Source organism: Nitrobacter vulgaris, from assembly GCF_002028545.1.
GTDB lineage: Bacteria > Pseudomonadota > Alphaproteobacteria > Rhizobiales > Xanthobacteraceae > Nitrobacter > Nitrobacter vulgaris.
Genome location: NZ_MWPQ01000070.1, coordinates 1 through 20,298, shown reverse-complemented (window position 1 = coordinate 20,298; position 20,298 = coordinate 1). Strand labels below are relative to the sequence as shown.

General features: G+C 62.4%; 19 protein-coding genes and 2 pseudogenes. 9 read left to right on the top strand and 12 right to left on the bottom strand.

Annotation, left to right across the window (positions count from 1 at the left end; all coding sequences use genetic code 11):
* Positions 1-421: 421 nt before the first annotated feature.
* Positions 422-1,278, bottom strand: a pseudogene (locus tag B2M20_RS18300) (IS3 family transposase); the annotation flags it as partial.
* A 55-nt stretch (positions 1,279-1,333) separates the two neighbouring features.
* Between B2M20_RS18300 and B2M20_RS18295 the strand changes: the two are divergent.
* A pseudogene (locus B2M20_RS18295) lies at positions 1,334-2,746 on the top strand (recombinase family protein); the annotation flags it as partial.
* 356 nt (positions 2,747-3,102) lie between these two features.
* Here the strand turns inward: B2M20_RS18295 and B2M20_RS18290 are convergent.
* Positions 3,103-5,415 carry a relaxase/mobilization nuclease domain-containing protein gene (locus B2M20_RS18290; protein ID WP_079448446.1) on the bottom strand — a complete coding sequence of 771 codons (2,313 nt, stop codon included), beginning with the start codon at positions 5,413-5,415 and terminating at the stop codon, positions 3,103-3,105.
* The gene (locus B2M20_RS18285; protein ID WP_079448445.1) at positions 5,412-5,840 is read right to left on the bottom strand and encodes a hypothetical protein; all 429 of its coding nucleotides are present in this window, start codon (positions 5,838-5,840) and stop codon (positions 5,412-5,414) included. Before B2M20_RS18285 ends, B2M20_RS18290 begins: the two co-directional genes overlap by 4 nt.
* 529 nt (positions 5,841-6,369) lie before the next feature.
* Between B2M20_RS18285 and B2M20_RS18280 the strand changes: the two genes are divergently transcribed.
* Together B2M20_RS18280 and B2M20_RS18275 are read left to right on the top strand one after the other, a co-directional pair.
* Positions 6,370-7,071: a ParA family protein gene (locus B2M20_RS18280; RefSeq protein WP_079448449.1), complete on the top strand. Its 702-nt coding sequence runs from the start codon at positions 6,370-6,372 to the stop codon at positions 7,069-7,071.
* Positions 7,068-7,481, top strand: coding sequence for a hypothetical protein (locus B2M20_RS18275; RefSeq protein ID WP_079448444.1), 414 nt, complete (start codon positions 7,068-7,070; stop codon positions 7,479-7,481). Before B2M20_RS18280 ends, B2M20_RS18275 begins: the two co-directional genes overlap by 4 nt.
* A gap of 7 nt (positions 7,482-7,488) precedes the next feature.
* Here B2M20_RS18275 and repC (B2M20_RS20465) read toward each other — a convergent pair whose 3' ends face one another.
* Entirely contained in the window at positions 7,489-7,770 is a 282-nt protein-coding gene (repC, locus tag B2M20_RS20465) for a replication initiation protein RepC (protein ID WP_244553592.1), read from the bottom strand.
* A gap of 420 nt (positions 7,771-8,190) precedes the next feature.
* Here repC (B2M20_RS20465) and B2M20_RS18265 point away from each other — a divergent pair, with 420 nt between their 5' ends.
* The gene (locus B2M20_RS18265; RefSeq protein WP_079448443.1) at positions 8,191-8,562 is read left to right on the top strand and encodes a helix-turn-helix domain-containing protein; all 372 of its coding nucleotides are present in this window, start codon (positions 8,191-8,193) and stop codon (positions 8,560-8,562) included.
* A gap of 55 nt (positions 8,563-8,617) precedes the next feature.
* Here B2M20_RS18265 and B2M20_RS18260 read toward each other — a convergent pair whose 3' ends face one another.
* The 7 genes from B2M20_RS18260 to B2M20_RS18220 all read right to left on the bottom strand — a co-directional run bounded on the left by B2M20_RS18260 (position 8,618) and on the right by B2M20_RS18220 (position 15,212).
* A complete protein-coding gene (locus B2M20_RS18260) occupies positions 8,618-8,950 on the bottom strand; it encodes a single-stranded DNA-binding protein (RefSeq protein ID WP_079448442.1) in 333 nt (110 codons plus the stop codon).
* Between the two features lie 617 nt (positions 8,951-9,567).
* Positions 9,568-10,800, bottom strand: a complete 1,233-nt coding sequence (gene repC / locus B2M20_RS18245) for a plasmid replication protein RepC (RefSeq protein WP_079448440.1) — start codon at positions 10,798-10,800, stop codon at positions 9,568-9,570.
* Positions 10,801-10,996: 196 nt separating this feature from the next.
* A complete protein-coding gene (gene repB / locus B2M20_RS18240) occupies positions 10,997-12,019 on the bottom strand; it encodes a plasmid partitioning protein RepB (protein ID WP_079448439.1) in 1,023 nt (340 codons plus the stop codon).
* Positions 12,016-13,218, bottom strand: a complete 1,203-nt coding sequence (repA, locus tag B2M20_RS18235) for a plasmid partitioning protein RepA (RefSeq protein WP_079448448.1) — start codon at positions 13,216-13,218, stop codon at positions 12,016-12,018. The genes repB and repA overlap by 4 nt, the downstream gene beginning before the upstream one ends.
* 217 nt (positions 13,219-13,435) lie before the next feature.
* Positions 13,436-14,611 carry a site-specific integrase gene (locus B2M20_RS18230; protein WP_079448438.1) on the bottom strand — a complete coding sequence of 392 codons (1,176 nt, stop codon included), beginning with the start codon at positions 14,609-14,611 and terminating at the stop codon, positions 13,436-13,438.
* The gene (locus B2M20_RS18225) at positions 14,611-14,979 is read right to left on the bottom strand and encodes a DUF5615 family PIN-like protein (protein ID WP_079448437.1); all 369 of its coding nucleotides are present in this window, start codon (positions 14,977-14,979) and stop codon (positions 14,611-14,613) included. The genes B2M20_RS18230 and B2M20_RS18225 overlap by 1 nt, the downstream gene beginning before the upstream one ends.
* The gene (locus B2M20_RS18220) at positions 14,979-15,212 is read right to left on the bottom strand and encodes a DUF433 domain-containing protein (RefSeq protein WP_079448436.1); all 234 of its coding nucleotides are present in this window, start codon (positions 15,210-15,212) and stop codon (positions 14,979-14,981) included. The genes B2M20_RS18225 and B2M20_RS18220 overlap by 1 nt, the downstream gene beginning before the upstream one ends.
* Positions 15,213-15,375: 163 nt before the next feature.
* Here B2M20_RS18220 and B2M20_RS19910 point away from each other — a divergent pair, with 163 nt between their 5' ends.
* The 4 genes from B2M20_RS19910 (at position 15,376) to B2M20_RS18200 (ending at position 18,942) form a co-directional block, all read left to right on the top strand.
* The gene (locus B2M20_RS19910; protein ID WP_201789042.1) at positions 15,376-15,573 is read left to right on the top strand and encodes a hypothetical protein; all 198 of its coding nucleotides are present in this window, start codon (positions 15,376-15,378) and stop codon (positions 15,571-15,573) included.
* 208 nt (positions 15,574-15,781) lie between these two features.
* Positions 15,782-16,975 carry an RHE_PE00001 family protein gene (locus tag B2M20_RS18210; protein ID WP_079448447.1) on the top strand — a complete coding sequence of 398 codons (1,194 nt, stop codon included), beginning with the start codon at positions 15,782-15,784 and terminating at the stop codon, positions 16,973-16,975.
* Between the two features lie 58 nt (positions 16,976-17,033).
* Positions 17,034-18,224, top strand: a complete 1,191-nt coding sequence (locus B2M20_RS18205; protein ID WP_079448435.1) for an abortive infection family protein — start codon at positions 17,034-17,036, stop codon at positions 18,222-18,224.
* A 67-nt stretch (positions 18,225-18,291) separates the two neighbouring features.
* Positions 18,292-18,942, top strand: a complete 651-nt coding sequence (locus B2M20_RS18200) for a DUF2971 domain-containing protein (RefSeq protein WP_079448434.1) — start codon at positions 18,292-18,294, stop codon at positions 18,940-18,942.
* An 11-nt stretch (positions 18,943-18,953) separates the two neighbouring features.
* On the opposite strand, the gene B2M20_RS19320 is transcribed toward B2M20_RS18200, so the two are convergent.
* On the bottom strand, positions 18,954-19,277 hold the full coding sequence (locus tag B2M20_RS19320; protein ID WP_158081567.1) for a hypothetical protein: 324 nt from the start codon (positions 19,275-19,277) through the stop codon (positions 18,954-18,956).
* On the opposite strand from B2M20_RS19320, the gene B2M20_RS18195 reads away from it, so the two are divergent.
* The gene (locus B2M20_RS18195) at positions 19,257-19,904 is read left to right on the top strand and encodes a hypothetical protein (RefSeq protein ID WP_139372957.1); all 648 of its coding nucleotides are present in this window, start codon (positions 19,257-19,259) and stop codon (positions 19,902-19,904) included. The two genes, B2M20_RS19320 and B2M20_RS18195, sit on opposite strands and share 21 nt — an antisense overlap.
* Positions 19,905-20,298: the final 394 nt, after the last annotated feature.

The following is a 20,298-nucleotide window of genomic DNA, read 5'->3' as shown; positions in this document are numbered from 1 at the left end:
CTTGCAACACCGCAAGCTCGCCGCTTAACATCACCAACCAGAGGCCGACACTCCGCTAAATCAAGCAGCCATCTGCGCCAAATGTTCTGACGACGGACAGTCAAAGGCGATTCCGACTACCGGCCCTTCGTTGAGGGGCGGGTGCCAGGTGGAAGAACCTCTGTCAGTTAGGGCCGTGAGGGCATCGCTTCGATGACCCTGTAGATAATGTTTGGGTCTTCCACCTGGATCAGAAGCTCGTGTTGAGGACGGTGAGGGCCGCAATCGGCGTACCCTGTGTTTGCTATGGACGAGATCTTTTCCTTTACTCGTGGAAGCCGCCTGGTTCGACCTTGCAACTTGACGAGCGTCATGCTGCGAGAGCATGCTGGCGTACAGAGAGACTTTGACTGCTTTCTCTATTTCCTTCCGCTCTTAGGACGTTATCAGAACGAACGTGGCCGGGCACGCCGCGTAGGATGAACAGGTCCGACAAGACGTCGATGACGTCGGTCGAATTGAGCTTGCGATCAATCCGGATCGCCAGACATTCTCGGGTGAACTCGTCGATGATGTTGAGCATGCGGAACTTCCTGCCATTGTGGGTCCGGCCCTCGACGAAGTCATAGGACCAAACATGGTTTGGATGCTCGGGCCGAAGCCGGATGCACGATCCGTCATTCAGCCAGAGTCGGCCTCTCTTCGGTTGTTTCTGAGGAACCTTCAGCCCCTCCCGCCGCCAGATACGCTCGACACGCTTGGCATTCACCGTCCAACCCTCGGACCGCAGCATCACCGTGATCCTGCGATATCCATAGCGGCCATAGCGGGAGGCGAGCCGGATGATGTCGGTCGTCAAGGCCTCTTCATCCGGTCGGCTTTGCGGCTTCTTGCGCTGGGTCGAGCGATGCTGGCCGAGAACCTTGCAGGCAAAGCGCTCCGAGACGGAGAACTTCACCATGACGTGGTCGACGCAGCGGCGACGGCGGGAGGGGCTCAGAAGTTGTGCTGCGCAGCCGCTTGCGCGGAGCCCGAGGCAGCCTCTTTCAGAATCAGCTTCTCCAGCGTCAGGTCCGACACTGCCTTGCGCAGCCGGTCGTTCTCTTTCTCAAGATCCTTGAGGCGTTTCACCTGGTCGCCCTTCAGGCCACCAAATTCCTTGCGCCACCGGTAATACGTGAACTGCGTCACGCCGATCGAACGAACCGCTTCGCCAACCGATCTGCCTTGTGAAAGTAAAACATCAACCTGGCGCAGCTTCGCGACAATCTCTTCCGCCTTGTGCTTCTTCTGGGGCATTCCAATGTCCTCTCTAACGGCTGATAGCCTAATTCAGGGAGGACCACTTTTCAGGAGGCAGACTAACATCATCGTCGTCTATAAGGTGGACCGGCTGACCCGCTCTCTGGCTGACTTCGCCAAGCTGGTCGAACTGTTCGACGCCCATGGCGTCTCGTTCGTCTCGGTGACCCAGCAGTTCAACACCACCACATCAATGGGACGGTTGACGCTCAACGTCCTTGTTTCCTTTGCGCAGTTTGAGCGCGAGGTCACCTCGGAGCGCATCCGCGACAAGATCGCTGCTTCTAAACGCAAGGGGCTGTGGGTCGGCGGCATGGTGCCGCTGGGTTACACCCTCAAGGACGGCCAGCTTCACATTCACGAGCAAGAGGTCAATATCGTTCGGCTGATTTTCAAGCGCTATCTGGAACTCGGCAGCGTCAACCGCCTCGTCAAGGATCTGAAGGAGCGAGGCTTTAAGTCCAAGATCCGGAAGCTGGCGTCAGGCGGAACGCGAGGAGGTGTGCCGTTCACGCAGGGACCGTTGTTTTACATGCTACGGAATTGCTTCTATCTCGGCGAAGTCAGCTTCAAGGGCGAGATCCTCCCAGGGTCGCAACCTGCCCTGCTTGACCGCACACTGTTTGAGGCCGTTCAACAAAGGCTGACCGAACAGTGGTTACATCGCACGACGACACGTATCCGAACCCGCGCGCTCCTTGCTGGGCTGCTGTTTGATGACGCCGGCCATCGGATGGTCTTGACCTACGCTAGTCGGGACCGCGTTCGACATCGCTATTACGTATCGGCGCCCTGCATTCGGGGGCGCACAGATGAGCCGGTTGGGTCACCTGTGTGCCTGCGTCAGAGCTCGAAGCCACGATCTCCAGAGCGGTCATGGCCAATACGGACATCAATGAACCGCTTTCGAACGAAACGTTGTCTCGAAACACGCTTGAGCGGTTTTGTCACCCGAATTGAGGTTCGCAGGAACCAGCTGGCGATCAATCTGAGGTCCGGCGAAACCGATCATCAAGGGATCCAGAGCCACGATCCCGATCCGGCTGAACACCGCGCTGTCATCTCGCGCACTATCGTCGTGCCCTGGAAGAGCCATCAAGGCCCGCCCGAAAGATCTTGCTGCCGGCGAATACCTAAGAGCATCGCGCCCGGCCGATGAAGGCCGAACGCCGGTCGGCTCTGATCCGAGCGATCGGCCGCGGCCGCCATTGGCTTCAGGAGATCGTCGACGGCCGCGAGACGATCGAAAGCCTTGCCGCTCGGCAACATTGCAGCACCCGACATATCAATATGACCATCTCCCTCGCCTTCCTGGCACCGGCCCTTGTCACAGCAGCCGTAGAAGGACGTTTTCCCGCGCGGGATCGGTGTTGCTGCCCTCCGCGATGCGCCGGCTGAATGGTCACAGCAGATGAGGCGCCTCGGCTTGGTACCCACAGGCGCTCCCGATTCTGAGAACCGGTAACCGCACCTATCCCGCACGCCCAATTCCCAGGAACGGGAAATTGCGCCGCAGAGACAGGGTCCCAAAACCACCCCAGACGGGTCACAGAGACCGCGCCCCCGCAGATCAAAATACGGAAAAGCCCGCCAATCGCGGGACCTCCAATTAAACAATGCGAGAAAGCCCGCAGTTGGCGGGCTTTTTACATCAAATAAAATTCGTCAGCTAAAACAAATACTTGGTTGTAGGCGCGACAGGGATCGAACCTGTGACCCCCTGATTTTGAGACCAGAAGGCAGAGGCTCGACGTCATGACCGCGGGGCTCACCTCATTGGCAAGACGATCCGCCGAAAATCATCCGCTGAAATTCAAGCGGTCACCGTTGCCGCTGGCCTTTGATCGACTGCGTGTCGCCTTTCGCAGCTTCCAACTCCTGGGCGATGCGCTCCTGCTCAGCGCGAAGCTTCGCGAGCGCGTCCGTTTGGACCAGCGCAGCAGGGATTGTCTGGCCGGGGTGCTCGGCGATCATGCGGGCTGAGTCCACAGCGGCCGCGGCCTCGCGAGCCTCGCTCGCGGCGGACTGCTGCGACCCGGCGACGCCCCCCCTCTCGGCGCGGAGCTCTCTTTGCGACATCGGGTCCATCGCCGTATGCGCCTCTTGCCCGCGTTCCGCGTTCAGGGCCCGGTCAGCGAGACGCTCCGCCAAGGCTGTTTCGCGCCGCTCCTGCGTGCGGACCTCCTGGGCACGTGCGACAAGCCTGTCGGCATCTACCCCGGCGATCGCCTCGACCTCCGCGCGGCTCAGCTGCTGGATCGCTCGCTCCTGCACCCGCTGCAGGTCGATCCGGTTCGCGAGAGTTTCCAGATATCGCGCCGACGTCTCCCGAAACTGCTGCTTGGTTTGCCCGTCGAGCAGGTCGCTCGTGCGGGACACCGTCTCGTTCATCACGCGAAGGTCCTTCGCCATCTGCTCCGATGTGATCGCCATCGCGGCGTCCTCCTTGGTTAGATGCTCGACACGCTTCCCGATCGCCTGCAGAATTCCGCCGACGGCCTGCGCTAACAGCAGCCGCTCGAGCATGTCTTTGGCTTGCCGGTTTGCAGGCTGCTCGGCCGCGGCGGCACGCCAGGCCAGCACGCTCTCGTTCACGACCTTGCGATCTGGCGGCGAGATGGGCAAGCGGATCGGATTGGATCGCGCAACCGCGATGCGCTGCCGCGCATTGTCGATGAGCCTGCGATTGGCGGGGTCAGCGGCGTAGGCCCTGTCCCGCGCCTCGCGCGCCGGACGAGGTCGATCGGCTGCGTCGACGATGGCCTTGTCCTTCGGGCCGTAGCTCTGCGACGATGCACGCTCCCGCGCCGACGTCGCGACGATGCGCAACCCCTCCGCCTGGGCGTGTTGGGCGTAGACCTCTCGCCACTCGCGGAACGTCTCCGGGCCCGGGTGCAATTTCTGGCCGGACTCGCTCTTCAGCGCGATGACGGCGTGGACGTGGATGTGACCGGCGGCCTCCTTGTCGACGTGGATGCCGAACATGAACTTGTGGTCAGCGAATTTGTCATGGAGGAAGGCCCGTGCGGTCCGGGTCAACGCCTCCGCGTCGGTGCCGGCCTTCGCCGACAGCATCAGGTGCATCGTGTCGCGCACCGATTGCGAGCGCAACGACGGTCCCCATTCGCGCGCTGCGAGCCGGGCGTCGGCAACGTTGGTGACTCTCTTGCCGCGGTCATCAATCGCCGCGCCATGCTCCACCAGCCTGTTGAGCCGGCAGGTGACGCCATTGCGGCCGTGGTTGGTCATTCCGGGCGACACGCCGATCGCCTGCGCCGCGAGCCCGGTCGCCGCGTGGATGCGGTCCTTGATCTTTCCTTCCGACGCCATGTCGAAGCGTTTCCGGGTGAAGCCGTGCTCCTGGTTTCCCACTCGCTCCTCGCGGACGCGGAACCGCTCCTTCGCCGGACCGGCCAACGCTACGACGAGCCGTACCTCGAGTTCGCCCGACGACGTCGCATCCAGGCGGTAGGCGTAGCGGTGCCCGGCAAAACCCGCCGCGATCGCTTTCTCGTAGGACGCGCGTCCCTCTGCGGTGTCCTTCACGCCGTGCAGTGTCAGGCGGACGGCGCCGACATCCTGGCTCTCCGCTCGCTTCGAGAAATTCGCCGACCAGGCCTTCACCTCGTCCGCGACGGCTTCCCCGTCCGCCAGCACGCGCCCGTCGTGGGTCTCGAGCGGGACGTCCTCGCGCTGGACGTACTGCCCGGTCTTGGTCACGCGGGTCACACCGCGCGCATAGGACAGCACCTTGATGACAGCGGGCTGGTAGCCGGCGGCGAGCTGGCGCGCGCGGCCGACGGCGCCCTGCCCTCCCCCGCTTAAGCCCCCGGCGATCGGCGCCTGCGTGGCGGGACGCGCGGCTCCTCCTTGGCTTCCTCCTCCGGCGGATGATGCCGGCAGCAACCGCGACCTCTCCTCGTCGCGGCCGCCTGTGATGGTCTGCCCGCGGATGACCTGGTCGGCGGGCGCCGCTTTGGGAAGTGGCGCAACGCGGGCTGCACGTCGGCTCGGCTCCTCTTCCAGCACGCCGAAGCCCCTCGGCTGCCGTCGGGTCTGGGCGGCAGTGCCGACAGCAGTCCGCGCCGCCTCGACCTGATCCACCCACCAGGCGATCTGTGCGGCGCGGTTCATGCGCGCCCTTCCTCGCCCGCGCCCGCGGGTAGCGTAAGCTTCGCCTGCCGCCGTAGCTTTGACCCATAGGCAACCGTCATTTCGGTGAGCTCGTCGTTGATGGCGGCGACAACCTCGTGCAATCCCCGCCAAACGGCTTCCGTATCCTCGATGCGGACCGCCTGCCCCCGATGAATGGCCTTCAAGACCTGCGCCAGATTGCGGCCGACCATCCGCACTTGGCTCGCGAGCTCAACGACCGCGCGCGTGTTGTCCGCCGATAGAGCTGGCCCCGCCTGAACGGACGCTCGGATCAGCCGACGCACCACCTCGGCTTTCGGCAGGCCGAATAATACGACGGCCTCTTGCAGCCGCTCTTCGTCCGCCTCGGACAACTCCGTTCGAAGCCTCGGCTTGCGTCGCGGTACTGTGGCGGAGCGGACCATCGGCGTCCCTTCCCTTCCCGTTCGCGCGGCTCTGCCGCCATCGCGCGTCAGCGCTCTCCGGCTGCGTCCAGCAGCCGTCCCCCGGTTTGGCCCACAAACCGGTATCTTGTCAACCAAGATCTAATATACTGAATGTTAGACACTCAATGCAGAAGTGGGGCTCGCGCCCCAGCACGACCTTTCCACGTGCGAACCCCTATTCTGTCGCTAACCGCGTCCGTGGGGCTTCGCTAATACCGCAATCCCCATGCGCGATTGCCACACAAACGAAAAACCGCAATGAGACAAGGAGGTAAAACCTCAAAATCGCAAAACCATAATGCCGCAAACCATCAACGTCGCATTCCACGGTTCCGGCAACGCGGCAGAACGGCATTTGCGTAATCGCGCATCTCCGCAACACCGCACTCCGGCAAGACCGCGATCTCGCACTACCGGAATGGCACAACGCAGGGATTGCCATATGTTCATTATGTTGTATGTTGTCATTGCGTTTCTGCTTATTGGACCTGCGACAAGGAGGAAGCAATTGCCGAGCATCTTCGCGGTCGCCAATCCGAAAGGCGGAAGCGGCAAGACCACCGTTGCGATCATCCTCGCCGGCGAGTTCGCCAAGCACGGCTATTCGGCCGCCATTGTCGACGCCGATCCCCAAGGCTCGTCGTACCAATGGCATGCGTCGTCTGTCGCGCGAGGCCTGAGCCCGCAGGGAGTGGACCTGGTGCGTGCGCCTGATGAGACTACCCTCGCCCAGGCGATCGATCGGCTTGATGGCTACGACGTCGTCGTGGTCGACACACCCGGCTACTATGGCGAGGTGCTGATTCAGTCGGCGCTGCGCGCTGACCTCGTCGTCTTGCCCTGCAAGGTGCACACCTTCGACGCCTCGCAGGTTGTGCGCACCATCCGCAATCTCGAACAGCACGCGTCGACCTCAAAGCTGCCGATGAGCCAACATCGCGTTCTGTTCAACGAATATGACAGTCTTGACCGCAACACGCGCCCCCTTAAAGAGGTTGTCGCCTATCTCGATATGGAAAAGGTTCCGGTTTGCGCCAATGCGCTCTACCGGCGCATCACGTATCGAACCATGACAAGCGGTCACGGCACGTTGTACCAGATGAATGATAAGGACGAATCAATACGGAAGGCCCGTTACAATGCCGACCAGGTCGTCCGGGAATTGCTCGCGGCAAGCCAGGGCGCCGGCCAAGGCAATAGCGCAGCATGACGGATTCTGCCTCGGCACCGAAATCAGATCGCCCTCCCCTGCCCCGCGACGCGTTCCGCGCCCATCGGGTCAACTCGGCGGCGCCGGACGCTCTCGCGGCCAAGCCGGTTGTCGTGACGCCGGCGTATGAAGATCAGATCATCGCAGCACAGCCGCAATCCGCTCCGGCGGATAATGTTTCCACACGCAAACAGCCACGCCCTTCGAAAGCCCGAGATCGAAATCCTTTCGACGCCTACGGCGAGCGATCGTCGTCTCGGCCTTATGCGTTACGCTTCCCCGATGCGATCGACCTAGTGGTTCGTCAAATGGCCGCCGAGGAGCGAACGCAGCCGCTTCGCATCATCGACCGCATAGTCTACGATCACCTCAAACGAATCGGACGCCTGCCGCCCCCGCGCGAAACCTGACCGCCTCTCACGGCCGGGATTGCACAAAAGGGATCTGCGGGGCAGCGATACGCAAGGCAGACAGGCGGATGACCCTACGAAACATCGTCCGGGAAGGAAGAGCAGGGACTGTCTTAGGTCGCGGGCTCCGCGCTCTCGCCGGCGTAGCGCCATCAGCATCGGCGAGACCGAGAACTCGCCAGGTTGCAGCGCGCCGGGCCAGGATCCTGAGATAGCCTCCCAGGCTCTTGATCGCGGTTCCGCGCTGCAGGATCGCGGCGAGCGCTCTGCTGGCTGGTCCCTCGCCCATCGCAGTGCAGGCTTCTTCACAGGCCACTCGGGTTGATGCCGAGGATGGGACGTATGGTTGATGCGGTCCTGATGAAGTCAAAGGAAGTGCGGATGGCGTCGCCAGACCGCTCAATCTCGAAAGACCCGGCTCAGCCGGGCGTTTCCTGTCCGAACGCACCGGTTGAATCTGATATGTTTATTATATTGAATGTTGCGGTCGCCGTCTAACGTAGGCGGCGGGCGTCGATCCTTTGACATTGTTGCGGCCGCTTGCCAGCGGCGGCAGAGGACATCGTGGCGACATGCAGGAGCTCCGCTCGGCCAAGTGAGTCGTTTCAAGGACTTGTCTGTGAATATTCCAACGTCCAATATACTGGACCTCGGGCTTCGTGTATGTTCTCCGTCGTTTTCCTGCCGTGGACCCGAAAGCCAGTCAACGATGCCGCCTGTTCGCAAGCCGCTACCCGTCGATCATTCGATTCTGAATGAGATGCTGGCGATCCGACTGCAACAGCTCGAGATCGAAAACGGCGGGATGGAAGCCTTCCTGCCAAAGACGGGGCTGGCGCGTGGTACCTACTACACGATCCTACGCGGCCTCGGCAATCCGACGCTGCGAACGATGGAGCGGATTGCCTCCAGCCTGAACATGAGCGTGCTTGAGCTTCTCGGCTTCGAAGTCACAGACGCGCGCCGCGCTCTCAAGAAAAGCGGCGTCAACTACGATGACCTGGTTTCGGCAATCGGCAAGAAAAATCGGGCCGACCGTGGTCTCGCGCGGCAAACCCGATCGCGAAAACTTCCTTCGTAGCGGTCCGGAAAAAAGCTTGCGTAAGATGGGGAGGCCGAAGCCTCCCCACTCTTCACTACGCGGCGGCGCGTTCGCTGGTCTGCGCCAGCCGGCCGACCTCCAGAGCGATGAGATCGACGGTGTAGATCCGTTGGCCGTCGCGCTCGAAGCTGTTCTGCCGGAGCCGTCCCCGCACATGGACCAGGTCGCCCTTGCTGACGTGCTCGCTCACGTAGGACTGGATCGACTTCGTGAAGATCGTGACCTCGTTCCAGTGCGCGTCATCCTTCCACTGACCTTTGTCGTCCTTGAAGGGATAGTTGGCACAGATGCTGACGCGAACGGTCTTGCCGACTTGCTTGATGGTTCCGACCCGACCAATGAGGGTGAATTCGGCGATATTGCGCATTGTTTCTCTCCATCTTGTGGGCTGTGCCCGTTGCGATGGCTTTTCCGTAATGGCCGGAAAGACGAAACAGAGCCGGAGCCGCCAGAGGCGAGCGGAGGGCAAGCGCAGCGCTGCGCCCCGGCCGGAGTCACGAATTTTGGCGCCGCAGGCGCATGCGCGAGGAATGCCGGTCGGGGTTCCCGCTTGCGGGGGGAACCGGCAGGGGAAAATTCTTGGCTCCAGGGGCCGACGTGCCGTCGACGGCCATAGGGTATCCAGCCATGCAACCGGGAGCGACAACACAGACGGAGGAAGACTTGCGATCACCGCGCGCAACCGCATCCTTGGTCGACGTCGAGAAACAGCCGGCCGTGCGGACCATCGTGGCACTTCGCGCACCTCCCGCCGGAGGACATTTCGGAAGCGCTGGCGCGTGCTGCCGGGTAAGATCTTCTTGGCGATTCCGGGCCCGGATGCGATCCGCGGCGGAGAGACCCAGCCGCGCGGAACGGCCACGCAGTTTCAGCTTTCCGCGGCTCTCGGGTCGCGTGATCAACCGTTCGCGGTGAGGTGCCGCCATGCCGCAAGCTCGAGAATGCGAGGCAAAACGAGGATGTGAAGGTGAGGTCGTCATCGCGTCACGCCCGCCGCTTTTCGTGGAGGTGCGAATTGATCTGCGACATCAAAATCGGCCCGAGCGAGAATTCTCCGGCCTCGGCTTTGCGCGTCAAACCGCGCAGGTAGCCGCCGGCGGATCTGATCGCTGTGCCGCGCTGCAGGATGCAAGCGACAACGATCGCGGCCGGCGTTTCGCCCAGCACGGTTTGCGCCTCCTCCCAGGCGCTGGGGCTGATCCCGAGCATCGATCGCACCACCGCGGCGGTGGCGAGGAAATCCCGCCAGTTCGAAATCCCGCCCTTGGCGTAATCGACAATATCGGGGCAAGCGCTCAGCACCATTCCCAACGGATAGGTCCCTTCCGCCATCCTCGGTGCTTGAGGTTTTGGCTCAGCCCTCGCCGCCATGCCTTCTCGTAGGCTAGGTTCAAGATCAGTAAAGGGGTCTGTATTTGAATTCTGTTTGTGGCGCTCGGTATGGGACTCATTGGCGCTTGAATCTTTGGATTTGATGTGTGTTTCCAGAAGATTGAGGACGTCATCCGCCAGCTGCGACAGCTCTTCGGCGATCGGCTCGAGTTCTTGCCTCGTTGCGGTGCGTGGAATCTGGTCGATGATCGAGCGGAACGCGACATGGACTTCCTGCCAGTCGGCCGGCCCCTGCCCTCCCCTGCGCGTCGGGACACCTTCCTCAATGCCGGTAGCGATCATCTTGGCAATGTCGCGCCGGCACAGCGTGATCCGCTCGCGGACAAGTTTGAGTGCCCTGGCTTCTGCCTCGATGTCGGCCGCCAGGCTCTCGAACTCTTCGGATCGCACAACCAGTGGCGATATGTCGAAGCCGAAAGCGAGTTCGATCTCGCCGGCGCTGCCCTTGCGGGCGTAGCGCTTGCCATTCGGACTATCGCGCCGAACGACCAGGCCGACGTCGACCAGAACCGCGAGGTGCCGCCGCAGCGTCGATGCCGGCATTCCATGCGCTCTCAGCGACAACTGGTGGTTCGACGGGAAGACGATCAGATCGTCTTCCCCCGTGAGTGCGGTCTCGGGGTGGAAGGTCAAGAGCGCGTTCAACACTGAGAGCGAACGCTCGGAGACCCCGAGACGCGGCCGCGCCGTGCAGATGGCGTGAAAAATCTTCCATTTGTGAACGACCTTCTCAGGTGGTCGCGTAGTGGCCACCATCTGGGTCGCGACATGGGCAAGCGTCAGCGATCGCCGCCCAAAGGGCGTCGTTGGAGGATGTGATTGCATGTCTTTGCCTCTTCAGGGCAAAGAAAATCCGCTCGCCGAAACGGCGATCAAATCGCGTGGAGACTCTTGACTGCGATTCGCGAAAGTGATTCTCTGTCAGTCGCCAAACTTGAAGAGAAGGCTTCCGGAACTCCGTTTCGGGGGCCTTTTTTCTTTTGCCGCGTTGCTCCTGGTTAGTGGTTGACGGATGAGGCGGTTAGGCCTCGGTGACCTCCTGGCGCTCGGTCGACTTGGAGAAAGTGTCGAACAAGTGCGGGAGCTGATCGACGAGAAAGTCCGCGAACGTTGCGGGCACCGTCTTGTCGATAGAGAGTTTCAGCTCGCGGTCGACATGTTGGACCCGAGCAATTTTCTGTCCGTTGGCGGACACGACCGCGGCCGCGCGGCCGCGCTTGGATGCGTGTTTGGCGCTCGGCCGACTCGCCGCAGAAAACGCCACGAGAAACCGCCCGTCTGAATCTTTGCCGGCGAATGTTGAGTCGCTGATTGCGGTCCTGGCCCGCCTCACCGCCGCGGCGTCCACCAGCAGCTCCGATAAAGTCTGCCAGCGGCCGCGACCGATTTTCGGAGCCTTGCCGATCGCGTCGACAATGTCGTGGGGAATGGCCTTCGCAACGGCGATCAACTTTGATGCCTCCGCTCGATCGATGGCGAGCGCATCTTGGACCACCGATCGTTTGTGGCCGGCGTCTTCGATGTGAATTGCGAACATCGCACGTTCGATGAAACTCAAATCTTCGCGCGGGCCGTTCTCGAGGCCTTGGGCGACCACCAGTTCTTCGTCCGAGAGGGGTTTGAGGATCGCTTTCACGAGAATGCCGAGCTCGCGCGTAATACGAACGCGGCGATGGCCGTACGCGCTTTGAAAACGTCCGGGCGCCGTCGGATGCTCGCGGACAAGGATCGGGATCTCCTGCCCCCTTTGCGCGATCGATTGTTTTAGAACCTCATCGGATCTGGCATCGTCGTCGCGGAAACGATCAGCGACCGGAGAAGGATCGATGAGTGTGGGCTCGATCTCGATGATCGTCGCGCCAGCGGCAATCTTGTCGCGCAGCGCTTGGTTTTCCTTTTCGACCTCCGAGAAGGAATCCTTCAGCGACCGTACGGCGCCTGCCGAGACCCGCGCCGGCGCTGCGGAAGCATTGTTGTCAGCGGACAACGGGACGGTGTGAGGGGCAGTAAACAGGCTCTTGATCGTATCAGTGCGTTTACTCATCGCTCCCACACCTTTTTCATCAGTTGTGCGATCTCGGCGTTGACAGCATCCACCGATTCCAGCGCGCGATCGTAGGCCCCTCGCCCCACAGATCCGCGGTCGAGCTCGTAGAGCGATTGTTTGGTTAGACCGGCATTGGCGATGGCCGTCGACTTCCACACCGTTGCTTGCAGTACGTCCGCGCCGAAGAGGTTTCGCAGCAGCGCAACGATCTGGGCTTCCGGAACGTCGTTCGGATCGTGACGCGTGATGACGTAGCGAATGAAGTCATGATCTAGGCGGCCGCCGGCCTCTTCGATGACGGACATGAGGTCCGACGTCATGAGCAGGAACTGGCTCATTGAAGCCACATCCACCATTTGCGGATGGATCGTCACGAGCATGGCGGTGGCGGCATTGAGCGCCCCCATCGTCAGGTACCCAAGTTGGGGGGGGCAGTCGATCACGACCACGTCGTAGTCGTCCGCGACCTGGTCGATCGCAGCAGCTAGGCGGCGGAAGAAAAGCTCATGCCCGCGCTCTCGACGCTCGATCATTGCGCGGGGGGTGTGGTGCTCGAACTCCATCAATTCGAGATTGCCCGGCACCAGGCCAATTCCGTCGAAATAGGTCGAGCGAACAATCTCACGCATCGGCCGGCGCTGATCGTCGTAACGGATGGCCCCATAGATTGTCTCGTTTTGCCCGATATCGAATTCGGGCTGATAACCGAACATGGCTGAGAGAGACGCCTGGGGATCGAGATCGAGGGCCAGCACCCGAAATCCGGCCAGGGCGAGATATTGGGAGAGATAGAGGGCCGTGGTTGTTTTCGCCGAACCGCCCTTGAAGTTCGCAACGGTGATGACTTGCAGTTTCTCGCCCTCCCGGCGTCGGGGGAAGAACTCAAGCCGCTCCCGTGGACGCGCGTCTGCTAAGTACGCGCGCAGCTCGTTGATCTGCGCCAGTGTGTACGATCGCCGGCCGCCATGACCGGTGGACGGGATCGGACCGAGGCCGTCCAGCGAGAGCTGCCTGAGGTATCCGTCGGATACGCGCGCGATCTTTGCGGCCTCGCCAGAAGTAAAAGAACGGAGAGATTTGTTCGCGGCCGGGGGAAACAGTGTTGTGCTGAGCGACCGAAGTTGGCCGGATAGAATCCCTGCATGTCGCTTTATGCGCGCGCAGGCCGTCTCGCTTTCTGCTTCGATGATGCTCATCTTCCCGGGCTCAAGACGGTTTCTTTGCGTCAGACGGTATTTGTCCGTCTCAAAGGAAGACACGATTCCCGAGTCGCGGCAACAAATTATGGGTTAACGAGACGTTAATGCCGGATTGGCCGGCAGCTCGGCGACGCATTTGTTGTCAGCAGACAACATCGGGGCTCCCTTCACTGTTGTCTGCTGACAACATTCTTGAATTGGCCAAGCATCGTGCTCAGCCAAGGTACAGCTTCGTCGCCCTGCCCTGCGCCCGCTCCGCCTCGTTGTAATAGCTCGCCGCCTGCTGGACGGACCGGTGCTGCGACTGCTGCATCGCCTCCTGCAGCGCGACGCCTTGCCGGGCCGCTTCTGTGAGATACCCGGCGCGCAATCCGTGGGCCGAAAACTCCCTCGGCTCCAGACCGGCCATCGCGCAGCGCCGCTTGACGATCAGGTTGATTGATTGCGGTGTCAGCGCCCGCTCCTCGAGCGCCTCCCAGCGATCGATGGCGCGGAAGATCGGCCCCTTGCCGATGTCGGCGCGCTCAAGCCATTCGCGCAGCGCCTCGACCGGGGGTCCAACCAGCAGCACCCTCCCCGCCTCGTCCGCGACTCCGGTCTTGGTGCGGCCGAGCTGGATCGCCACGCATGGCAAGGTTGACGATTGGGGGTCCTTGGGATCGAGCGGCACCGCGGGCTCGTCGCTAATCTGCTCAACCCGGAGCCGCGCCACCTCGCTGCGCCGGCGACCGCCGGAGGCGAAGGCCAAGAGCAGGACTGCCAGATCGCGGGTGTCCACGAGACGGTCGGAGCGACATGTCGCGAGCAACCGGTCGAGCACGTCGCGGGTGACGGCCCGCTTGCTCTTGCGCTGACGCGGCCGGCTGCTGGCCCGGACCGCTAGCCTGACCGCTGTGCGAAGACCGGGCGCGTGGAACGGACCTTCCTGCCCTTTCCAGCGGTGCAGCGTGCCCCAGTTCGCCAACCGGCGCTTGACCGTCGATGGCGCATGCGGGCCATCGGTGCGAAGCAGCAAGGCCTTCCGCAGGTCCGCCGCGACCTTGGCTGGCATCCCATGCTGGGGATCGGTTTCGCGTTTGGCCGGGTCCCAGAGGTGATGCGCCACGTATTTCAGGGCCAGGCTTTCCGGCGCCGGCCACGGCAGCGGCGCGCCGGTAGCGGCTTGCGCCCAACCCTCGAGGTAGGCCAGATCGGAGGCGAGCGCCCGCAGCGTGTTCTCGCCGATGCCCTCGCGCGCGAGATGCTTCAGCGTTGCGACGTCATCGTCGGTCAGCAGTTCGGCGAGCCGATCGCGCCGCTCCATCGGCAGAATCGCGGAGAGCGCGTCGAGCTGCAGCGCGCGCCGAGTCGCGGAGTCGAAGTGGGGGTGATCGGTGAGGAGGTCGTCCATCACGAGGCGAGGGGAAGAATGCGCACGCGCGCACGCTGCGGATCGATCGACACCAACGCACCCTCCGCGAGCTCGCGCTCTGTCTGGGCGATCGCGCGGAGGAGGGCGCTGCCGATCGCCGTTGGTGTCAGGAGGTCAGCGCGAATCTGAATGACGCTCGGCTTTCGGCGGCCCGTGGCCGCCAGGGTTGTCGAGAAATCGAGATCATTGGTCAGGACGACATGGTCATGGGTGGCGGCCCATTGCATCAGCGCGCGATCTGGCGCGTTGGCCGCGCCGACGCGCGACCAATGCGTCGCCTCAAGCCCGGCTTCCTGCAGAAAAGAAACCCAGTTTGGCGACAGGTTCATGTCGATCCGGAACCGCATCAGGACGCGCGCTGAAGATCGATCTCCCGCTCTTCGGCGCGCCAGGCCGCATAGCGGAGGGCTTCCAGCACGTCCTCGCGCTCAAGATAGGGATAGTCGGCGAGCAGCGCTTCGATGCTGCGGCCGCCGCCTATTTGGCCGACAATCATGCCGACGGTGACACGCTGGCCACGAATACAGGGCTTGCCGCCCATCACGGCAGGGTCTTGGCTGATGCGGGCAAAATCGGTCATTGGGTCACCTCGATTAACAGTCTAGCATATTTTTTCGCGCGGTTTTCCGCGATATCCGAGAAGGGGCAGAGGGTCGCACCTCAGTCCCATGGATTGAATACCGGCAGGACGAGCGGGAGGGCGTCGTTCCGCGAAGATCGAGCGCGTATGGAAGGAAGCAATCATGGCCACTCCGCCAAAGCAGGATATGCCGCCGCCGGCGGTTGACGCGGCCGGTTCGGCCGGGCAAAGCCAAGCGGCCGACCTCGATCGTCGGGCCGTCCGCGCCCTCGATCTGACCGACGACGACATCGCCGCGATCGAAGCCAGCGAGATGGCGCCTGGCTTCGAGCACCTGAACGCCGAGGTCGACGACACCTGAGCGCAGCCGAAGGCGTCCGGAGCAGGGGAGGGGGCTGGCAGCGGCGGCGTCCTCTCGTCGATGGGAAGCCCGGCGAGCGTGATTTGCCGGGCTCCGGGCCGCCAGACTCGCTGATTTGCGCGCGTGCGTCCAACCGTATCGATAAGGGGTAATTATCGATAGTCAGAAGGGTGCGGGAGGAGACAGCACTATGACGGAAGCCAACTGCGTGATAGCTTCCGTTGGTCTGATTCCAGTTAAGGTTATCAAAGCCTTGCCGTCCGACTATCAAATTCCCGATCCGCTGCCCTGGGCCCAGATCGCCGGCCCGCTCGCCGCCGCCGAGGATTCCTTGGCCCGGCTCGATGAGCGGCTGGCCAAAAGCCCGATCCGGCAGGGCTGGATCGCCCGCACACATTATACTGATGCCACGGCCGGCCTGTGGCTCGAGGGCGAACTGGTCCACCTCGACGACCTCGTCCTCCACGACGCCGGCATGGACGTCCGTACCCCGACCCACGAACTCACCCGCGCGCACGCCATACTGCGCGCGCGGCGGCGCATCGCCGCGGCCAAGCCGGACTGGGCGCTATCGGCCGCCGGCCTCGCCGGACTGCGGGGCCGGGGAGCGCGCGGCGGATGGGAAGAAGAAACGGGCGACCGGAATGAGGAAGCGGATGAGACTCGCGATCTGGAAGAAGGGGACGGCGAGACTGATTCAAGTGAGCCGTTTCGCGCGACCCCAACCGACGACCGGTTGGCTGACGTCTTCGCCGCAGTCGACGCCGCGATCGCCCAAGTCGACTGCACCCTCGCCGCCGAGAACGCAACCGCGCGCCCTCCCGAGCGCGACCCACTGGTCTACGATCTCGATTGGGACGAAGACGAACGCATCGATGCGTGGCGCGTCGTCATCGACCAGACCCGCAACCTGCCGCCGACTTTGGCGGCGGCGGTCGCGACCGACGCCTGGGCCGTACTCGCGCCGCTGCAGCACACGCCGTGGCTCGGCCGACTTTTGGCGGCCGCGCTGCTGCGCGAGCGGGGGAAGACGCGCGCGCACCTTCCGTGCCTGCACGACGGCTTCAAGGCGATCCCGCGCGAGCGGCGGCGGCCGAGCGGCAGGGCAGGGCGTCTTGCTGTTCAGCTCGAGTCGATCGCCGCGGCGGCCGAAGCTGGGTTGAAGGACCACGACCGCTGGCTGACCGCCCGCACCCTCTTGGCCCGCAAACTCGCCGGCCGCCGCTCCACCTCCCGGCTGCCGGCGCTGCTCGACTATGTGCTGACCCGCCCGATCGTCTCGGCCGGCATGATCGCGGAGGAATTGGAGATCACTCCCCGCGCGGCCCAGGACCTCGTGAGCAAGCTCGGATTGCGTGAGGCGACCGGGCGAGGACGGTATCGGGCTTGGGGAATCCTTTAGGATGGCCGATTCAAAACGAATAATGTCATGCCCTATGCCAGCATCTTTGCCTCCAGCGATGATCAAGGAGCTCCGTCAGCTATTGGCGTCCGCGATCGCCGACGCCAAAGCTTACGACGTGCCAGGCCTGTGCCGACGCCTCAACCTTGCCGATGGCGATGATCAGGAGGCCTTCTCCAGTAAATTCAAATACGCGCACAAGCGCCTCATGGAGGTTTCGGCCGAACAGGTGGTCGCGAGCACACGCCAACTTGTCGCCGAGGAGAGCCATTTCCAGCTCAGCGAGCAACTGGCCAAAATCGACGAAATCGGGGAGCCGGCGGTGACGACCCTGACCCGACGCCGCCTGATCGCTCTCTTCGAAGGCCGTCCGCTCGCGCGAGAGATCGACGACTTGGAGCTGATCCGCAGCCTCTGGCCCATCGCCTCGCTCCGTGCGCCCCACCCGAGTGCTGAGGTGTCTCTCGAGGACTATCTGCATCGGCACACCATCCGCAATGACGACCTGACCCAGCGTGACGTACTGGAGACGCTCGGCTTGCTGACGTGCTCGCGGGCGCAGCTGTTCAAATTCCTCGCCGCAGTGACGGCGCCAGATGCATTTTCAGGGGCTGAGCAAGTTGAACTGGCCGAGAAGATCGACGGCCTTTTGCGGCACGATGGCTACACCTTGGCGTTGGCGGGACGTGTCTCGGGAAGTCCGTATTACGCTGTGCGGCCAGCGCCGACCGGATCCCCAGCGGATGCGAGCATCTCCGCGACGCTAGCCGCCTTCGACCCGACGCAGGTGCACGCGCGCTGGACCATGGCTATGGAACGGCGCGCCTCCGAGCCGGCTGGCGCGATTACCTTGGCACGCACTCTGCTCGAAGACGTCTGCAAATGGATTCTCCATCAGGCGGGTGAGACCTGGCAGGAGGCCGACGATCTGCCTGCCCTCTATCGCAAGCTCGCCAAAGTCCTGAAACTCGCACCCGACGACCACACGGAACAGGTCTTCAAACAGATCCTGGGAAGCTGCCAGTCTGTCGTCGAGTCCTTGGGCGCACTGCGCAATAAGCTCAGTGATGCGCACAGCCCTGGGCCGAAGCGCGCAAGACCACAGCCGCGGCACGCAGAGCTGGCAGTCAATCTCGCTGGCGCGATGGCGACGTTTCTTGTCGCGACCTGGGAGGCGCGCAAGAGTGATCCGGCTGCCCGAACGACGGCGCCAGGACCGTCCGGGACCGCCGGGCAAAAGAGCGCATGATGAAGCTCGCGACCATACGCGCGCCAATGGCACGGCAACTGATCGCCCTCTCGATGGAAGGGGAGCGATGCGGCTTTATCATTTCCTGAACGCGGAATACGGCCTCCTCAACATCCGTCATCGGCGGATCAAGGTCGGGCGCATCAACGAACTGAACGATCCGTTCGAATTTCTCGGAGCCGCAACGAAGAGTGCAAGTCTGCGCAGGCGCTATCAGCGCCTCAAAGACGGGCTCAACGATTATATGGGTTTGGTCTGTTTCAGCGCCAACTGGAACAATCCGGTGCAGTGGGGTCACTACGCCGATCGGCATCGGGGAATATGTCTAGGATTTGAAGTGAGCGCCCAGGCGCACAAAGTCACCTACGTCTCGGAACGATTGCTGGCGCGGCCGTCAGCCATGAAATCCGAGGGGCCGAAGGCGCAGGCCCACGTGACGGAGATTCTGACAACGAAGTTCGAGCATTGGAGCTACGAAGACGAGTACCGCCTGTTTCCGCAATTGCAGGATCAAGATCCGAGCGGACACTATTTTATCGAGTTCGACGATCAGGTCGCCCTGCGAGAGGTGATTGTCGGTCATCGCTCCACGATCAGCCGCGACGACGTTGCACAAGCTCTTGGGTCTCTCCAGCCACAGGTGACGAACTACAAAGCCCGATTGGCCTTCCGGAGCTTTAACGTCGTCCGCCAACGGAACGATCGGTTGTGGGAGTGATAATCGTGACATTATTCGCCAATGCAGTCGAAACAATTCAGATCGGCGTCGAGGACCTCTTGAGGAACGACGAACGACGCGTGCTTTCGGCGGTGCGCAATGTCCATGCCGGCGTCTTGCTTCTCTGCAAGGAGAAGCTCCGGCGACTGTCCCCGGATGATGAAATCCTGCTGGCCCAGCGCTTCGAGCCTCAGCCTAACGATAAGGGCGAGGTTTCGATCGAAGCTGTCGGTCGCAATACCATCGGCGTCGACGATATCAAGAAGCGCTTCAAGGCCTTTGGCGTATCCCTCGACTGGAAGCGCTTCGACGCGATGGCCGACATCCGCAATCACATGGAACATTCCTACTATAAGGGTAGCCGAGAGCGGGCACGCCAAGCCGTCGCTGACGCGTTACTTATCATTCGCCAAATGCTTGTCGAAGCACTGCAGGAAGATCCACGGGCCACTCTCGGGTCGAAGTGCTGGACGGCACTCCTAGAAAACGCCGATTTGTTTGAAGCGGAGCTGAAGACCTGTCGCGCGATGCTAGAAAACATCGACTGGGAGACCGAGGCCGCAGCGCGTGCGCTTTCCGACTTTGCGTGCCCGTCCTGCCGCTCGGCGCTCATCCGGCAGCGCGATCCGGCGAACACAATGCAACAGAGAGCTGTGTTGATCTGCAGCGCATGCGGCGAAGAGGCGGAACTTGGGCCTGTCCTCAGCCAGGCTTTCGATGAAACCTTCGGCGGCGAAACCCACATCGCGGTGAAAGACGGCGGGGAGCCACCGATATCGACATGCCCGGAATGCAGCGAAGAAACGTTCGTGATCGAGGAGGGACGTTGCGCGGCCTGCGACTTTGCGTTGCCAGAAGATGCCGCTTGCGCGGTTTGCGGATCCGGCCTTAGCGCCGAAGAATACTATGAGCACAACGCACTATGCAGCTATCACGCGCACACCGCATCGAAAGATGATTGACGCTGCCCAGGCTGCCGGGCACCGGCGGTCGCGCTGCTGCGATGATGCTTAGCGGTTCGACTGGCTCTCAACGCGAGTCGGATCGACACGCGACGTAGCGCAGACCGCGACACCGGGCTCGGATCAGCAGCATGAGCAGAGGTAGGCTACCGTAGGGATCTCGGCCAAGACGCCGGCGTCTTTCCGAATCGGTCGGATCCCGCGGCTGTGCCTTCCCAGCTATCGATGGCGTGAATCATTCGCTTCGGGTCGATTCAGGAAATCAATTGTCATTCGGCATGCAAAATTGACCCCGTAAGCCGGGGGATCGGCGTCCAAAATTGACCCCCTACAGGTTGGCTGTTGCGCTGCCTGCTTTGTCATGAAGCAGGTGGTCGGGGATGCTGATCGTGGA

Coding starts and splice junctions, on each gene's coding strand:
- B2M20_RS18225 (WP_079448437.1), bottom strand. CDS start 14,979: ATGCGGTTCCGGATCGACATGAACCTGTCGCCAAACTGGGTTTCTTTT.
- B2M20_RS18265 (WP_079448443.1), top strand. CDS start 8,191: ATGCCGCCTGTTCGCAAGCCGCTACCCGTCGATCATTCGATTCTGAAT.
- B2M20_RS18275 (WP_079448444.1), top strand. CDS start 7,068: ATGACGGATTCTGCCTCGGCACCGAAATCAGATCGCCCTCCCCTGCCC.
- B2M20_RS18205 (WP_079448435.1), top strand. CDS start 17,034: ATGATCAAGGAGCTCCGTCAGCTATTGGCGTCCGCGATCGCCGACGCC.
- B2M20_RS18230 (WP_079448438.1), bottom strand. CDS start 14,611: ATGGACGACCTCCTCACCGATCACCCCCACTTCGACTCCGCGACTCGG.
- B2M20_RS18200 (WP_079448434.1), top strand. CDS start 18,292: ATGCGGCTTTATCATTTCCTGAACGCGGAATACGGCCTCCTCAACATC.
- repA (WP_079448448.1), bottom strand. CDS start 13,218: ATGAGCATCATCGAAGCAGAAAGCGAGACGGCCTGCGCGCGCATAAAG.
- B2M20_RS18195 (WP_139372957.1), top strand. CDS start 19,257: ATGGCCGACATCCGCAATCACATGGAACATTCCTACTATAAGGGTAGC.
- B2M20_RS19910 (WP_201789042.1), top strand. CDS start 15,376: ATGGCCACTCCGCCAAAGCAGGATATGCCGCCGCCGGCGGTTGACGCG.
- B2M20_RS18220 (WP_079448436.1), bottom strand. CDS start 15,212: ATGACCGATTTTGCCCGCATCAGCCAAGACCCTGCCGTGATGGGCGGC.
- B2M20_RS18285 (WP_079448445.1), bottom strand. CDS start 5,840: ATGGTCCGCTCCGCCACAGTACCGCGACGCAAGCCGAGGCTTCGAACG.
- B2M20_RS18260 (WP_079448442.1), bottom strand. CDS start 8,950: ATGCGCAATATCGCCGAATTCACCCTCATTGGTCGGGTCGGAACCATC.
- repB (WP_079448439.1), bottom strand. CDS start 12,019: ATGAGTAAACGCACTGATACGATCAAGAGCCTGTTTACTGCCCCTCAC.
- repC (WP_079448440.1), bottom strand. CDS start 10,800: ATGCAATCACATCCTCCAACGACGCCCTTTGGGCGGCGATCGCTGACG.
- repC (WP_244553592.1), bottom strand. CDS start 7,770: ATGGGCGAGGGACCAGCCAGCAGAGCGCTCGCCGCGATCCTGCAGCGC.
- B2M20_RS18290 (WP_079448446.1), bottom strand. CDS start 5,415: ATGAACCGCGCCGCACAGATCGCCTGGTGGGTGGATCAGGTCGAGGCG.